Origin of the sequence: Serratia plymuthica NBRC 102599, assembly GCF_001590925.1 — a bacterium.
Lineage (GTDB): Bacteria > Pseudomonadota > Gammaproteobacteria > Enterobacterales > Enterobacteriaceae > Serratia > Serratia plymuthica.
Genome location: NZ_BCTU01000027.1, coordinates 1 through 14,848, shown reverse-complemented (window position 1 = coordinate 14,848; position 14,848 = coordinate 1). Strand labels below are relative to the sequence as shown.

Annotated in this window: 15 protein-coding genes and 2 pseudogenes; 2 read left to right on the top strand and 15 right to left on the bottom strand. The window is 39.7% G+C overall.

What is annotated here, in order from left to right; all coding sequences use genetic code 11:
- Positions 1-136: 136 nt before the first annotated feature.
- The 8 genes and pseudogenes from SPL01S_RS18600 to SPL01S_RS24810 form a co-directional block, all read right to left on the bottom strand.
- The gene (locus SPL01S_RS18600; protein ID WP_063202083.1) at positions 137-517 is read right to left on the bottom strand and encodes a putative T6SS immunity periplasmic lipoprotein; all 381 of its coding nucleotides are present in this window, start codon (positions 515-517) and stop codon (positions 137-139) included.
- Positions 514-1,035, bottom strand: coding sequence for a hypothetical protein (locus SPL01S_RS18595; protein ID WP_063202080.1), 522 nt, complete (start codon positions 1,033-1,035; stop codon positions 514-516). The genes SPL01S_RS18600 and SPL01S_RS18595 overlap by 4 nt, the downstream gene beginning before the upstream one ends.
- 338 nt (positions 1,036-1,373) lie before the next feature.
- The gene (locus tag SPL01S_RS18590) at positions 1,374-1,694 is read right to left on the bottom strand and encodes a contact-dependent growth inhibition system immunity protein (RefSeq protein WP_063202076.1); all 321 of its coding nucleotides are present in this window, start codon (positions 1,692-1,694) and stop codon (positions 1,374-1,376) included.
- A gap of 47 nt (positions 1,695-1,741) precedes the next feature.
- Positions 1,742-1,828, bottom strand: a pseudogene (locus SPL01S_RS25880) (RNase A-like domain-containing protein); the annotation flags it as partial.
- Positions 1,829-2,131: 303 nt separating this feature from the next.
- Positions 2,132-2,767, bottom strand: a complete 636-nt coding sequence (locus tag SPL01S_RS18585; RefSeq protein ID WP_013811336.1) for a carbonic anhydrase — start codon at positions 2,765-2,767, stop codon at positions 2,132-2,134.
- Positions 2,768-2,980: 213 nt separating this feature from the next.
- Positions 2,981-3,256, bottom strand: coding sequence for a type II toxin-antitoxin system RelE/ParE family toxin (locus tag SPL01S_RS18580; protein ID WP_063202072.1), 276 nt, complete (start codon positions 3,254-3,256; stop codon positions 2,981-2,983).
- A gap of 3 nt (positions 3,257-3,259) precedes the next feature.
- Positions 3,260-3,508, bottom strand: a complete 249-nt coding sequence (locus SPL01S_RS18575) for a CopG family ribbon-helix-helix protein (protein ID WP_063202252.1) — start codon at positions 3,506-3,508, stop codon at positions 3,260-3,262.
- A gap of 194 nt (positions 3,509-3,702) precedes the next feature.
- A pseudogene (locus tag SPL01S_RS24810) lies at positions 3,703-4,010 on the bottom strand (tyrosine-type recombinase/integrase); the annotation flags it as partial.
- Between the two features lie 847 nt (positions 4,011-4,857).
- On the opposite strand from SPL01S_RS24810, the gene SPL01S_RS18565 reads away from it, so the two are divergent.
- Entirely contained in the window at positions 4,858-6,087 is a 1,230-nt protein-coding gene (locus SPL01S_RS18565) for an ImmA/IrrE family metallo-endopeptidase (RefSeq protein ID WP_063202067.1), read from the top strand.
- A 13-nt stretch (positions 6,088-6,100) separates the two neighbouring features.
- Complete coding sequence (locus tag SPL01S_RS18560) at positions 6,101-7,234, top strand: beta family protein (protein ID WP_063202064.1); 1,134 nt, start codon at positions 6,101-6,103, stop codon at positions 7,232-7,234.
- 180 nt (positions 7,235-7,414) lie between these two features.
- On the opposite strand, the gene SPL01S_RS18555 is transcribed toward SPL01S_RS18560, so the two are convergent.
- From SPL01S_RS18555 to hxsD, 7 genes are all read right to left on the bottom strand, one after another.
- Positions 7,415-7,804 (bottom strand): hypothetical protein, encoded by a 390-nt coding sequence (locus SPL01S_RS18555; RefSeq protein ID WP_063202061.1) that lies wholly within the window; start codon positions 7,802-7,804, stop codon positions 7,415-7,417.
- Between the two features lie 2 nt (positions 7,805-7,806).
- Complete coding sequence (locus tag SPL01S_RS18550) at positions 7,807-8,652, bottom strand: ParA family protein (RefSeq protein ID WP_063202059.1); 846 nt, start codon at positions 8,650-8,652, stop codon at positions 7,807-7,809.
- Positions 8,653-8,950: 298 nt separating this feature from the next.
- Positions 8,951-10,600 (bottom strand): DUF6119 family protein, encoded by a 1,650-nt coding sequence (locus SPL01S_RS18545; protein WP_063202056.1) that lies wholly within the window; start codon positions 10,598-10,600, stop codon positions 8,951-8,953.
- 67 nt (positions 10,601-10,667) lie between these two features.
- On the bottom strand, positions 10,668-11,300 hold the full coding sequence (gene hxsA / locus SPL01S_RS24805; RefSeq protein WP_073972073.1) for a His-Xaa-Ser repeat protein HxsA: 633 nt from the start codon (positions 11,298-11,300) through the stop codon (positions 10,668-10,670).
- Entirely contained in the window at positions 11,297-12,409 is a 1,113-nt protein-coding gene (gene hxsC, locus SPL01S_RS18540; RefSeq protein WP_063202053.1) for a His-Xaa-Ser system radical SAM maturase HxsC, read from the bottom strand. The genes hxsA and hxsC overlap by 4 nt, the downstream gene beginning before the upstream one ends.
- A complete protein-coding gene (gene hxsB, locus SPL01S_RS18535; protein ID WP_063202050.1) occupies positions 12,402-13,796 on the bottom strand; it encodes a His-Xaa-Ser system radical SAM maturase HxsB in 1,395 nt (464 codons plus the stop codon). Before hxsB ends, hxsC begins: the two co-directional genes overlap by 8 nt.
- Complete coding sequence (hxsD, locus tag SPL01S_RS24800) at positions 13,793-14,068, bottom strand: His-Xaa-Ser system protein HxsD (RefSeq protein ID WP_073972072.1); 276 nt, start codon at positions 14,066-14,068, stop codon at positions 13,793-13,795. The genes hxsB and hxsD overlap by 4 nt, the downstream gene beginning before the upstream one ends.
- Positions 14,069-14,848: the final 780 nt, after the last annotated feature.

Below are 14,848 nucleotides of genomic sequence, written 5' to 3'. Positions count from 1 at the left end.
GTACTTCTGTCCACTATCCCTATGTAATTCCTATTTGGCAAACCGAAGCCCCCCACAATTATCGCCCCCTCAAAAACTGTAGGCTTTTAATATTTCCTTCTCGAGAAAATAATCTGCATCAGCATCTTGTTGAAATCTAATCCGGCTTCAACATGATTTCCTGTCCTTTTTTCCACACGATAAACCTGGCTTCATAAGGATGCAAAGGTGTACTGACAATAACGCTATATCCTTCACCAGGGATAAAATTATACTCATCGATGCCTGGCACACACATCTCGGGTTCCAACGCTACAGGCGTGTTAGCATATGATTTTTCATAGACATAATTATCATTGCCATATCTCCATATACCTACTTTCAGAATAGACTCTTCTCTTACCATGTCATTTTTATCGACAAAAACGCAGATTTTATTACCTATAGCCTTCGCTTTTGCTGGGTGTAAGTTAACCTTATCCCCCATTGGACAACCAGAGATAAAAAGGGGAAGAAGGAACAAGAAAAATTTTTTCATAGTGGTAGCCCTGCACTTCTGATTATTGGTTGAAATTTTGACAATGTACTGCTGTCTACTATCCCTGCGTAATTCCTACCGTATAACCTGATGAAGTCGCTGATACCAAACGTCTTGAGATAAAAATAATCTGCAATTATCGATGCTTGCTGTTCCATACTGTAGTGGCTCAGCAATTGTTTATCGAGCCGATATTGATAGTTCACCGCCCAACTGAGAAGCCCTCGGGTACGCACCCACATGCCTCTTTGATGCTGCCAAACATGTGCCATCTCATGAATAAAAAGGTGCTGCGCCAAATGCTGCACCGTAAAGTCATCGCGATACAAAGCCTTACGAAAGTATAACTCTCCATTAGGACTCATCGCGGTAAGCTGATTCTGCAACCCAAACGGCAGATAGCTGTCACAGTGAACCAGCACGCTGTTATAGAAAATCGAGTTGCCAAACACCGAACGTGCCAGATTAACTTCGCCAAGCGTTAACGCCCGCGTTATCCCTTCTTGTTGCTGTTCCATCCTGGAACTCCCCGATCAAAAGAAGAAGAGATAAAACTCTTTTTTAACTCATTACGTCAATAAGATAAGCCTGAGGGAGTGATCAGAACCCCCCCAATTGGCTCCCACAACGGCAGTGTGTATGCGGGTTGAGCAGGCTGAGTTGTTTTGAAAGAAAAGTGAGGGGAATTTGTCAGGATGTGATCGCACGCACAAAAAAACCACCTTTAAGTCTGAGGGATCCCCAGAAAAAAGACAGGCATAGCGTTTTGTGATCTACTGATTGTGCTAAAAAATTCAATGAGATCACCTCTATGCCCATTTCTGCCACACTCATGGAAAAGCAGATTTTTTTTAGATTAGGAATTCTGATTTGATATTACTTTTAGTACGCTCCTGAGAAAATCATAAGCTGTCGTCTCCCACAAAGAAGGAGAAAAATCAAAGCCATATCTTTTTTCAAATTCTGTATCAAGACTATCATTATAAATATCAATAAAATTAACTATTTCATTCTTTAATTCTTGGAGATCCTTTTCATTTGCTGTCTTTTTGAAAAAATAGACAATCCCTTCGATAGCATCCTCACCATCATTGATATAATGATAGTCTTGATTGAAGTGACAACCAATTAGTTGATCTAATTGGTTAAAATCATCATCTTTTGTGGCTTTTTTCATTCTGAGGATGCCGTCAATATATAATAAGGTTTGCCATTATATCTTTCTAGTGTCTCGCCTTCTGTAACTGATTTATCTGAAATGACCGCCGCCAGTTGGACTGGCGATAGTGCAACAACCAAACCTTCATCCATGAGAAACCGCATCCATTGAGAAAAAACACATGTAATAGCGATGGTAAATTATCTCTGTACGTTATGTCATCAATCCCATATTGAAGTGCGACATGGAGCCATCCAGTTCGTTGTGAATTCCTTCGTCGATGCTCTTCGCGTCGCTAGTCCGTGCCCGGGTCTCAATATTGTCGATCCGCACATCTGTACACTGCGAAATCTGCCGGGATTCATTGCAGATATCCAGTGCGGATATATTCTACCCCTAAAAAAAATCCACGCCGGAGCGTGGATTCAATTTCATCGCCAAGGCCAGGCATCACGTTATTCGAAGCAAACGTCGGGGTTATCCGCCAGCGAAACGAAATTCTTCGTATTTTTATCCAGCGTGCGGATCTCGCCACTTTCGATGTCGTACACCCAGCCGTGCAGACGCAGGCCGTTGTTACGCAGACCCACGGCAACGGACGGGTGAGTCTTAATATTATTTAGCTGGGCTATAACGTTCTCTTCAACCATAGCGTTAACTTTGTCGGTCTCGTTATCCCACGTTTTCTTCTCTACCACCGCTTTTGCCGCGTCCGCATAGTGCAGCCAGTGGGCAACCGCAGGCATCGGGTCAAGGCACTGGCAAGAAGCTATAGCCTTCATGGCGCCGCAGTTCGAGTGGCCGCAAATCACGATATCCGTAACGCCCAGTGCCACAACCGCGTATTCGATGGTCGCCGACACCCCTCCCGGTTCCGGGCCAAAGGAAGGAACGATGTTACCTGCGTTACGGATAACGAAAAGCTGCCCCGGCTCTTGCTGAGTCACAAGCTCAGGTACCAGGCGGCTGTCAGAACACGAAATAAAAAGCGCTTTAGGGTTCTGGCTGGAGGCAAGGCTGCGGAAGAGCTCCTGACGCTGAGGGAAAATCTCTTTCTGGAAGCTGAGGAAACCTTCAATGATATGTTGCATAACACGCTCTCTGGGTCTGTAGTCTCGATAACATGATAAGCATCACTTCTCGTTAGTCCAGCACCTCGTAGGAAAAAGGGGCATTTCAAGGGCCTGGGGGCAAGCCAACCAAGTTAAGAAGTTCAGCAATCCGTTGATGAAGATAAGTCTGGGTAAAATGAGGAAAACTCGCGGGCAGAATGCAGGCATACTCGTTAACGAAAAATTATCTCTTCATCGTTCTTCTTTTGTATGCCAGAGATCCACGATGTAGATGGCATTGTCGCGGAGTTCGTAGTGAACCTCGTAGTCATCGAATAACACTTTTCGAACTTCCCGAGGTTCATATCGAGTCTGCTGTATACCGATTGCCGGGTGCATCGTAAGACCGGCGCTGCCGATTATCAAACGGTCTAAAACGTCATCGGCATGCTGGCGGCTGTACTGCAGGGCAAAACGGTAGATACGCTCCAGGTCATCCTGAGCTTTAAGCGTCCAGTATATTTCCATTTATCAGGTTTTCTTTAAACGATTGGCAAAATCCACCATGTCCGAATGACTCACTACACGACCGGCATCCACATCAGCAAGACCGGTCTGGATGCTCTGGTGACGCCGTTCACTTTCGGCCAGCATACGGGTCAAGGCTTCCTTGATAATCCAGCTTTTAGAACGATCCAACTCAATAGCCAGATTTTCGACAGCAGCAGCCAACTCAACGGGTATCTGTGCGCTGATGGTCTGTTTAGTAAGCGAACCCATAGGGATTACCTCGTTCAATAACATTTAATAACTCCTATTAATTTTAGCATGGCCCTGCTTATAAAAACATCGCCTCTCATTTTGCCGGCAGCATCCCAAGATAGTGATGCGCCACGATATCGCTTTCGGGACAGAACCTGTATGTCGTAGGGCGGTAAGGAGTTGTTTGATGGACTTTAAGACCGTTAAAGTCGGTAGCTGCGCCAGCGAGCAAAGCACAGTTCACAAGAACGTAAAGGTGAGTAAGGAAAGTCCTACTGCAATGCGCGTTATCAGACGATCACGATAAGCGGCAAGACGGTCAAAGAACTCAGGAAACCGATGTGGGATGATGCTGGAGAGTGCCGGGCTTTGGTCATTGCCAATGCCCAAGCCATGTCGCTGGCAGGATTAGAATCAATATAATCGTTCTGAACAGCATAACGCATGATGGCAGTAATACGCTGTTGCAGTCGCTGCACGGTGACGTGCTACCGCTAGCATCAAAGGCCCTAATCGGGCTGGCTTTAAGCCACAAATACCCGCAGCGCCAAATCGCAGGCACAAAAAAACCACCTTTCGGTGGCTTCTTGTTCGCGCTGTACTAATGGTGCGAAGGCCGGACTCGAACATCGCAACTATCCTTATGATCCCATTGGATTAATGTAAAAAACATCAGGAAGGATACCATCATTGATACCATCAGTCCCGATTGGTTATTATCGAACATTGCAAATTCAGAACTTATCTTGTGTGAAAGATGTATCAGATTCCTATCTAATCCCAACTTGATATGTCGGTTCTCACGGCATAACAACAAACCTATTATGCGCAAAAAATACCTATCTTTCCAACTGGAAACTGTCAAAAATCAAGTAACATAAACAACTGATAATAAGATATTTATTACTCACTCATGATTTTGCGGCACAACTACATGCTTTTGATCTAAATCATCTTTTTGTTCGAATTAATAAAATTTTCATTGATTCTATAACTTCAGCAGCCATAAAGATATAAGAGCTGAAATCGCAAAGTTCCACATATGGGAACATTGTATTGACATTCAGAATCACCACACTTATTCTGGTTCCCAAATGGAGAACATCGATGCGACTAATCGGCAAGCAACGGCTTCAAGTACTAAGCGGCACTAGCTCGGAAACGGATGTTTGGCTTTCCGCTTGGATTACAGAGCTAACAAATGCTTACTGGAAAGATGCTAAGTGCGTTCTAGATGCTTTCCCCAGAGCACAACAGATTGATAATTTATGCTATGTGTTTTTTGTCCGTGGCATTAAATCGCAGGGCATAAAAGTTACGTTCCAGTTTGAAAGGAGCATTGCTGTGATTAACCAAGTGGTATCTAAATGAGTAAAATTACTGAAGTTCGAGTGATTCGAACTGAAGAACAATATCATGCGTCTCTTTCAGAAGTTGAGAGATTACTCAGATTGGAGCTTCCTGCTGGTTCTGAAGAATCAGAACGGCTTGATTTACTCACAGTTGTTATTGAGAATTATGAAAACGCCAATTATCCAATAACCCCTGTTGATCCTATCGACGCCATCAAATTCAGAATGGAGGAACAGGGTTTACGTCAGGCAGATTTAACCCCATATTTTGGAACTAAAAGCCGTGTATCTGAGGTGTTATCCGGGAAACGACCTTTAACTGTTGCCATGATTAAAGCCTTATCAATAGGGTTAGGAATGTCTCCTCAGACGTTATTAGGCTTAGAAACAGAAACTGGATATGCAGATCGCTCGCCAGTTGAAGAAGTAAATTGGTCAAAGTTTCCTATAAAAGAAATGCTTTCCAAAGGTTGGATAGAAAACATGGCATCTCAAACGAAGATAAGCACTGAAGAAAAAGTTAAAAACTTCATTGAACGTTTGGGGGCAAATTATTCTACAGCAGCCTTTAAGCGCACACTCAATGGTGAGGCTTACTCACCAACGACTGTTTATAAATTACATGCATGGATTGCAAGAGTCGTTCAGAAAGCCAGAGAAAAAAATCTCAAAATTACCTTTCAAAAAGATTGTATAACCAAAGATTTTTTGAAAGAAATCGCACATTTAAGTTGGTCTGAGTATGGGCCTTTGTTGGCGGTAGAATTCCTGGAAAAAAATGGGATTTGTGTAGTTATTGAACCATGTCTAATAGGCACGGCTGTCGATGGGGCTGCGCTGAAGGATATTGACGGTAGACCAATTATTGCCCTCACCCTCAGACAGGATCGCTTGGATAATTTCTGGTTTACGCTCTTGCATGAGGTGGTCCATATCTGGAAACATGCAGACTCTAATAATACATTTGTTGATGATCTTGAAACACTCAAAAATAGCACGGATAAGATGGAGGCCGAAGCGAATCGAATAGCTAGAGATACTCTCATCCCTCGTGTCATTTGGAAGCGAAGTTCAGCTTACTTAAACCCCTGCACTGTAACGATTGATGAACTATCAAGAGAGCTAAGAATTCATCCCGCTATAATCGCAGGAAGAATTAGGAGAGAAACTGGAAAATACAATCAATTTTCTGAGTTGGTAGGTCAAGGTGAAGTAAGAAAGCATTTCCCTAATCATATTTGGTAGACGAGGTGTCTATATGTATCCTAAATATATGCCGATTTTAAAAGCTAAGAAAGGCGAGTTAGATGCCATCGAGTCTATGCTCCCTTATCCTCAAGTAATGAAGGATATGCTTCCAATCTTTGAAATACCATATCTTTCTAAAAAGCAAAAGTTAGCAAAAAAATATTCTAGCATCGGAAACCCTGTTGAATTCTTTCTCAATAACAGCATTAAAAAATTATCAGAAAAAATGCAAAAATTCCCGATGGGAATAGACATAAGCAGATGGCCGCCTAATTCTTCGCTTGAGTCGGGCGAACATATTTTAAGTCACATTATTAGCGCCCTAAGTAATACTGGGTGTAATGTCATCCCTGTTGTCGGTTATGACCGATGGGAAGATGATGAGTATGCAACTACTTTGCAGCAATTAGGAGCAAGCCAAACTAATTTTATAATTCGGCTAAACTCATTTGCTTTTGAAGATATGATAGAAGAAGATCCATTCTTTGAAACAATAGATGACATCCTGGCCTCTCTGGGTGCAATGCCAGAAAATTGCTCAGTAGTAATAGATTTCGAGGATATAACAAAAGTATCAATTGTTGATTTAAATGAAAAAGTGCAAAGAGCCTTAGATGCATTGAATAAATATAATTTTAAATTCATATCAATTGTTGGAAGTTCTATAACAAGTGACATTAATGGGATGGTTCCCACTCACAATTCAGAAGGTATCGTAATCCGTAAGGAAGTTAAGGTATGGAAAGCATTCAAAAAATTCCATCCTGAATTGAATTTAATATTTGGCGACTATGGTATTGTAAATCCTTCCATTGGGGATGATATCATTGCACCTGATACTAACGGTAAGATTAGATACACTATAGATGACAGTCTTTTCGTTGTAAGAGGTTACTCTCGAGCCACCGGTAAAAAGGGAGCTCAAATGCAAGATTTGAGCAAAATCTTAGTTGCGTCCCCACATTATAAAGGAACTAAATTTAGTTGGGGTGACAAAAAAATTAACGAATGCGCCCTTGAAGAATTTATCGGTAATACGACGAATTGGGTATCCATTGATACAACTCATCATATGACTCATGTTGTGGCAGAAATTAGAGAGTTCGAATTAATTATCCAGAATCAAAGAGAGCATCAAAATTAAAAATAAATATCCATGTTAACTTTGTGGGTATTTTTAATTAATTTACCGGATATTCCTGACTAGCTAACAAATCAAGTAGATTAATGCTTGGCACTAATGATTTTATATTTATTGGGTTTGATTGAAACGAGATGATGAATTTATTCTCACCCCTCCTCTTTAAAAAAGAGGAGGGCATCATCATTTTTGGTTGATAAAAACATCAGTGTTCCGCTTACTAATTATATCTGCAATATAATCAGCTATTGTCTCCTGTGATTTGAATCTAGTATACCCCAAATTGAATTTTTTAATTAAAAACAATAAATCATCCTTTGAAAATTCAGTTAAAATTTCAAAAATAGCCTCTTTGCTTTTTCCTTTAAAATCATCAAACAAGTTTATTAATTCAGCTTTTTCACTTATTTTTTGTAATTCATTTTTCTTTAAGGATGTATTTTGTAGACGCTTATCAGCATTTCTTTTAGCTAAAAGATCTAAAAGAACTTCAGGTTCTCTACCAATATAATCGGCAAGTTCAGAAAGAACCCGGCTAAAAGCTATAATATCTTTTTTAGAAATTTGAGCCATATTCAATCCTCAACACATTCGATAAATTCATTCGTTATTGCTTCAATAATTGCTTTTGTCTCATAAAAGTCCTGTTTTTTCTGAGCAATAGCTGAAGTTATAAACGGTCTGGAGTCAGTAGGTGCTTCTGCAACTGAGATTCTTTGTGGGAATTCATTATCAAATACACTGTTACCCAATTTACCAGATCTCAATTCCTGCATTGTAGATTTATGCAAGTTAGTTCGGTAATCAACTTTAGTGAAAATAATACCACCAAGCACAATTTTACAAGCGGTTTTTTTAGAGACAAAATTATCTATCCGGTTAAGGATTAAACTAATACCGATTTTAGACAAGATATCAGGAACTGTCGGGACTATATAAAAATCACTAATAGATATCCCATTTAATGTAATTGCACCCAAGTTAGGAGGGCAATCAATTATAATGTAATCGTATTCTTCTTTTATGGGTTCAATTGTATTACCAAGCACATCAACGTGACTAACATATGCTTTAGTATCCATATCAGGTATGTTATCCTGTATTTCAACGAAGTGTATGCTGGATGGTAAAAGGTCTAATCCTTTAACCCCACCAACGTTTTTTAATATTGCCGTATCAATATCAAAATCATTTGTGCCATTCAATCGATCATTGAAAAGATGATATAACGTTTGTCCTGCATCATGAACCTCTTGCCATTTATTTTGATCGACTAAAGAAACGGTAGCATTCGTTTGGGGATCTAAATCAATGACCAATACCTTATATCCCTTCTTTGCAAGAACGGCCGAAATATTCACCGATGTTGTAGTTTTACCCACACCACCTTTTAAATTAATGAAACTTACTATTTTTGTCATAGCATTTCCTTTTGATGAAAAATAAAAGCTAATCTTAACAAGATGTCAAGATCTGAACTTCATAGAAGCGGAGGTGACAAGGAATTAACTTATCATAAATATTCAACTCTATCACTATTACACTATACCAGAGTATTTTTACATAGAGCAATGGTCAGATATGAAAAGTTAAACATTGCACTCAATTATTACATTAACTTTTAATATTTCTTTATATAGGTATGTAACTATTATAAATAGTTAAAGAAAATAGCACTTACAATGCCCCCCCTGAGTATCTGACAAATAAGTTTTGAACCTACGCTTTTTTTCCTGTCTTTTTCTTTGCTTTTTGTGTTTTTTTTGGGGTTTTAGGTTTTTCGTGATGGGAGTAATATATTTTTGGATTTAAATTAAACCCTTCAACAATCTCTTTCCAAGTTTGTATAGCCAATAAAAATTGAATAGAATTAATATCTATTAAATTTTTAATTTTTTTTGTAGTGGAAATCCATAACACAACATCGGTAATGGAGCTTTTAAATTCTATTGAACCTCTTTGTATAGTTTGTATGGTTGTTATAGACTGCTGAATATTATAAATAAGATCATGAGGTTTATCAGATATTTTTACGGCAATTAACTCCCCATTTTTATAGAGATCTGCAACTTCGACATTATAATCTTTACCTATCTCACTTATTGAAGTGATTTTTGTAAGCTGTCTGTCTAATAGCTTATAGCCTTCTTCATTGGCCATCTTCTCATTGAACCAATACTCCCTGTATTCCAATTTATCTTTAGAACTACCCTGGGCGATTTGCTGTGCTTTAATTGATTGCCATGTATTGAATTCAACTTCCTTGAGATCATTTTTAATTTCAAAGGTTATATTTTTTAAGGAATTAGAGAGATATTTCATAAAAGCAGCATTAAATTTATTCCAATCCCCTCGTTTAAGGAAGTAGTGCTCGCTTCCTTCAGTGTAAGTAATGCTAAGAATTTCTTTCAATGATGCAGTGTGACCATTATTAGCATCATTGGTTATTTTAACATAAACTTTATTGATATCATTTATGGCGTTTTTATCAAAAAATTCCTTTACCTCTATTATTTTTATATCATTTACTTTATTTGCTGATTGATCATACTTACTACTCCCCTCAATTTTTGTGTGCAACTTAAAGTGTGTCAAAGCGTTATTTATTATAATAGAGGCACCAAAAGACTGAATTTCATCTATAATAACATTCGCGTCACCTGTGAGAATTGATTTCAGAAGACACTTATCAAGCTCTTCTATTTTTAATTCGTCAGTTATTTTTTCGGATTTAGGAAATTCAATTATTTCCTTAGTTGCTAAAGACGAATCTATATCGTCGAAGACATCAACCAATGCAGTGGGATCTCCATCTAAACTTAGTTGGATTGAGTCTGAAAAAGTAATGTTATTACTTCCCCACTTATCAGTCTCTTTCGCCTTCGTTTTAAGATGTTCAATTGATTCACCAGGAAAATATGATCCTTGCACAAATTTTGAATATGATGACGCCTCCTGACTCTTGCCTCCACAAAAGAATCTACTTTTCTTAAGCAAGATGTTCTCATCATTAGCTATACGCATTGCTACATTTAATCCGAAATCTGCTTCTATAAATTTGCTAAGATAAAAATGCGATTTACCAAGACTAATAAGGTAACAATTTTCAGGGTCTTTTTCTTTAAACCCTATTAGCAGACCAAAATAAAATATATTATGTGGCTTTTCACTTTTTTCGTTAAAAAAATCACTAAAAACTTCCCACCACCAAACTTCATTCCCTTTTAATTTATCAGAGAAATAAAACTTAAGTTGATAAGCCTTATGCGATATAGTTTTTTGCTCAACAAGTCCTTCTTTAGTTATTTTCTTAGTCAACTCAGCCAAGAGCTTCCATGGCATTCTGTAAATATTATAACTCACTGACATTATATAGCCTTTTGTATTTTTATTGTGGAAGAGTGAAATCGTAAGTGTGCAAGTTCATAAAAATGTCTTACCGAGCCAATATATTCAATGAATTTAGCAACTGTGTATCCAAGGTTTCCCTTGCCGGTGTGGGGAGTCCGTTTGCAATTCTATAATTCTTGATAGCAGTTCGTGTCGCAGGTCCCATGCTTCCATCTATATTGCCGTTATAGAACCCCTTATCGAGTAACGCGAACTGCACTCGCATGATCAACCGCTTACGTTTTTCTGTATCCGAAGTCAACCCATTACTGGCACGATTGGCTCCTGTGGTTCCTGCTGAGTTTGTAGTGGCGGAGGTATCAGTGTCATTAGAGCGAAGTGAACGGACAGACGAAGATGGAGAACTGCTCCCTGAACTGGAAGGGGAAGAAGAGCTTGGTATGCTGTAAGTTTTCGGATAGTAGGGAGTAGAGGTTCCCCCATAGTATCCACCACCAGAAGATGATCTATGAGAGCTATGACTACGATGTGAACTGTGACTGCGATGACCCGCTATATAAAATGGCACCTCTGTGTTTAGAGGGGCTATTACCATATCATGCTCGTTGAGAGACATTGCAGGCATATCACTTGCGCCTATATCTGAGTCACTAGCCCATACAGAGTTATTCAAAGCAAGAAATCCAGGAAGTAATGCTGCGAAGTTAAATTTTTTCATTTGATAGGTCTCGGAGGTTGATGAAAACGGCCTTTTGATGAACTGAAATATCCAGCACAGGAAGACTTCTGAGTGCATTCATCACATTCTTTTGGATAGTAATTTTTCCAGTCGGAAATGGACTGCGTAGCAAATTCCCAAGCTCTTTTAGGAAGGTGGCACAATGGATAATTAAAGATTGTAAGAGGAATTCCTGACCTGCGAGCAGTGTCTACTGCAGAAAGGATTTTCTCGCTATAGCTGTCGTGCTCAACGAAGATTGATGACCAGTTCTTGCGGGCCCATCCAATCGATTCCAGCCCCATCAGTGAAATTTGGTTTATATTGGAGAACACGCGGCCAGTGAACTCAACGATGTCATCAAGTTCTGTATAGTTAGCCTGTGTAGGGATGACTCTCAGTTCAATGTTGATCCCTGAGTTACCTGCATTGATTAACCCTCTGACTGTCTCATCAAATGCCCCCTCACTTCCAACCAGATAGTCGTGAACTGATGACCTTGAAGAATAAAGTGGGATACCAAAAGTAATTTTTATCTTATCGCTTCGTTCTTTCATCTGACGAGTAAAACTGACATCTGAAAACTTCCGACCATTTGTTAAAACATGCAAAGAAGTGCCTGGCGAGTTTTCGATGATGAAATCTATAAAGTGCAGGAAATCGTCACCATACAGTAGAGGCTCTCCCCCGCTCACTCCTACTACACCATTCAAAGAGAAAGAGGCAATGGCAAGTGCTGACTGACTGAGTAGCCAATCATCGTTTCCAGTCTTAGGAGGCTGCGAACAAAACAGGCAACTGTTGTTGCACCTTTCAGTTACCAGAACCGTATTATGATTTGCTCTTCGGGACAAAATCACCCTGAGCATGTTGCCGTTATTGACGATCCCGATGTCACCATCTTCTATCGAATCGAAAAGCTCTTTGCTTAAAATATTGTCAGTAAAATATGCAGGTAGCTGTGAATCGCTCTTTGCCTTAGTGACAAGCAAATTTGGGAGGAAGAACTGGGGGTTTTCTGGCTTAAACTTGCACAAGCGATAGAATCCCTGCTGAACTGGCAATTCAGACGAAAACCGGAAAATATCGTTTCTCAACACCTCAGACATAAGCCCATCCTTTAAGCATCTCGGCCATAGGCCCATCCTGAGATATCTCGTTCAGAAGGTAACGGAACATACCTTTGTGATATTGGCAGAATGTAGACCGGCTCTTGTCACCGACTGGTTCGCCGTGAACACTGATATTTTGGCAAGGATCTGCACCACAGAAAGGCTGATAGGCACATGTGTCACAACCAGGCATAGCGAAGTTAAATGAAGATGTTAATGACGACCGGTAGAACTCACTATTACTGAACGACAGGGAAGAAAAGTTACCAGCACTAAAATCTGCTTCGGGATTCACTTTCTGTAGCATACGGCTTTCGTCGCTACCGTAAACCTTACCGTCATAATTGAAGAGGATACAGTTCAGAACCACTCCGCTTGGCGATTTCAGGTCTGCATAGCCACTGAAGCCAGGATTAAAGATTCTCTTAATATGGATAGCAGCCGAATGCTCAACGACAGGTATGCCCTTCTGATTCTGAAGTAACACTTCTTCCATCAACTTTTTGTAAAATTCGAAATACTCCGGCATCGAAAAGGTAAAGCTTTGCTTTTGGGCAAATCCGTATGGGCTGACAGGTCTAATAAACATATCCGTAAGACCTAAGCCCAAATGAGCCTCCACTATCGAAACAGGATTTTTGGTAAGTTCTTTTGTTACGGTAGTTACTGTAGCAACACGATTAGAACCCAATTCATCACGTATGAGTTGCATACCAGCGATAGCTCTCGAGTGAGCTTTTGCTCCAGGGAAGATTCGATTCTTATTGTGGATATGTTCATTGCCGTCAAGAGATACAGAGAAAGTAATGTTCCTACTTCTCACCCACTCGATGACAGAAGCATCTAAGAGCGACAGACTTGTAGCAATCACCATTTCAAAAGCTTCGGAGCCGAGTGAAACCTGACATTCGTTATAAATCATTTGCACAAGATCGAATCTGAGGAGTGGTTCTCCCCCCTGAACTTCGATTTTGTATGGCGGTGTTCCCAATTTCTTTATAGCGCTGACAATTTCAGGTATGAGTTTCGGGTCAAGATCGTAGCCACTTGCTCCAACTGCTGCTCTGCTAACCTGACAATACTTGCAGGTATGATCACATCTCAGTGTAGGAACTATCATGAAGATTGGCCTGATGGCTAAATCATTCATGATTCTTTTAGCTAAACCAGAACTTAACGCAGAAGAAGCCAGTGAAACTGCGTCATCATTAGCAATAAAAAGCTTACTTTCAAGGCTACCCGATACATTCCGCTCTATCGGAAATTGGTTGCGTGATAGCTGGAAAAGCTCTGCAACCTCAATGAAGTGGTGGAAACCAGCCAGATTACTGATGAAAACCTTGCCATCATTTAATCTATCGAAGTTAAACGGCATGAGCTTCATCCAGCGAGTCTCTCATCAATACTCTTCAGGACATTGCTGATAATCGCTGCTCTAACTCTTCCCGTATGGCTATCAAGAGATTCCCTTAGCTGGAAATCGTTTCTCAACCGTTCAAATTCGAACTGTATTTCCTCACTACACGTATCAAAAGAGACATGCCAATTTACATCGTCATCTTCCAATCGCCACCGTGTATAGGCAGTCATCCAGTAAAGACTGTTTCGTAAAACCCATTCAGAACATGCTGTTTTGCTTATCGTTTTATTCCACATAAATGTCTCAAAGAGTTAATAAAACATAACCATTAGAATGGCTTATGTTTTTGTAAGCATCTTCTAAGCCTTCCGGATAGATGACGTAAGACTCTGTGACTGTAATAAAATTTAACCTATTTAAATTCAGTTAGTTACATGAATCACAATCAAGACTTATCCCATATACAATAACATTACCTCTTGAAAGGGTAATTTGTAAATTTTTTTTACATTTTGTGATTAGCCGAAAGAACGGGCTGGTAGCAGAGCTGTAGACGCACATGTGAGACGTAATCAGCTATTAGGCCTTTAAAAACTGATTTGTTTGCTGATGTGAGCTTCAAACGCTAAAATTCTTTAGAAGGGTCATTGGGTTACATGTTGCCATTGCCAGCATACTTTTCGTATGTCATAACTCACAGACAGAGATGATGCAGCAGTACTTTTTAAATGGTTACAATACATTGAAATATATAAATAAAGAAACTACAAAGCATGTTCTTGTTTACTGATGGGATACATTCTGGGTAGTGTGGACGCGGTTTGATAGAAGCAGATAACAAACTCCCCTTAGAGCAAAAAAACTACGCATTCGGTTGTTTACTCACCATCATTCAATAGATACACTATTTATGTGGATTTACAACGACATATGGAATACAACACATGTCTATTCTCGGTAATATGTGGTTCTATGACGAAGATAGAACCATAATCACGATGGTTTAAAGCACAAAAAGAGGATGTAGAGAGAACTCGAAGCTTTTATCCGTCAAAATGTTTGCCGAGTCAGCTGAC

What these genes read in the sequence shown, in the direction of transcription:
- SPL01S_RS18600 (WP_063202083.1), bottom strand. Translation starts at nt 517, where the DNA reads ATGAAAAAATTTTTCTTGTTCCTTCTTCCCCTTTTTATCTCTGGTTGT.
- SPL01S_RS18595 (WP_063202080.1), bottom strand. Translation starts at nt 1,035, where the DNA reads ATGGAACAGCAACAAGAAGGGATAACGCGGGCGTTAACGCTTGGCGAA.
- SPL01S_RS18590 (WP_063202076.1), bottom strand. Translation starts at nt 1,694, where the DNA reads ATGAAAAAAGCCACAAAAGATGATGATTTTAACCAATTAGATCAACTA.
- SPL01S_RS18585 (WP_013811336.1), bottom strand. Translation starts at nt 2,767, where the DNA reads ATGCAACATATCATTGAAGGTTTCCTCAGCTTCCAGAAAGAGATTTTC.
- SPL01S_RS18580 (WP_063202072.1), bottom strand. Translation starts at nt 3,256, where the DNA reads ATGGAAATATACTGGACGCTTAAAGCTCAGGATGACCTGGAGCGTATC.
- SPL01S_RS18575 (WP_063202252.1), bottom strand. Translation starts at nt 3,508, where the DNA reads ATGGGTTCGCTTACTAAACAGACCATCAGCGCACAGATACCCGTTGAG.
- SPL01S_RS18565 (WP_063202067.1), top strand. Translation starts at nt 4,858, where the DNA reads ATGAGTAAAATTACTGAAGTTCGAGTGATTCGAACTGAAGAACAATAT.
- SPL01S_RS18560 (WP_063202064.1), top strand. Translation starts at nt 6,101, where the DNA reads ATGTATCCTAAATATATGCCGATTTTAAAAGCTAAGAAAGGCGAGTTA.
- SPL01S_RS18555 (WP_063202061.1), bottom strand. Translation starts at nt 7,804, where the DNA reads ATGGCTCAAATTTCTAAAAAAGATATTATAGCTTTTAGCCGGGTTCTT.
- SPL01S_RS18550 (WP_063202059.1), bottom strand. Translation starts at nt 8,652, where the DNA reads ATGACAAAAATAGTAAGTTTCATTAATTTAAAAGGTGGTGTGGGTAAA.
- SPL01S_RS18545 (WP_063202056.1), bottom strand. Translation starts at nt 10,600, where the DNA reads ATGTCAGTGAGTTATAATATTTACAGAATGCCATGGAAGCTCTTGGCT.
- hxsA (WP_073972073.1), bottom strand. Translation starts at nt 11,300, where the DNA reads ATGAAAAAATTTAACTTCGCAGCATTACTTCCTGGATTTCTTGCTTTG.
- hxsC (WP_063202053.1), bottom strand. Translation starts at nt 12,409, where the DNA reads ATGTCTGAGGTGTTGAGAAACGATATTTTCCGGTTTTCGTCTGAATTG.
- hxsB (WP_063202050.1), bottom strand. Translation starts at nt 13,796, where the DNA reads ATGAAGCTCATGCCGTTTAACTTCGATAGATTAAATGATGGCAAGGTT.
- hxsD (WP_073972072.1), bottom strand. Translation starts at nt 14,068, where the DNA reads ATGTGGAATAAAACGATAAGCAAAACAGCATGTTCTGAATGGGTTTTA.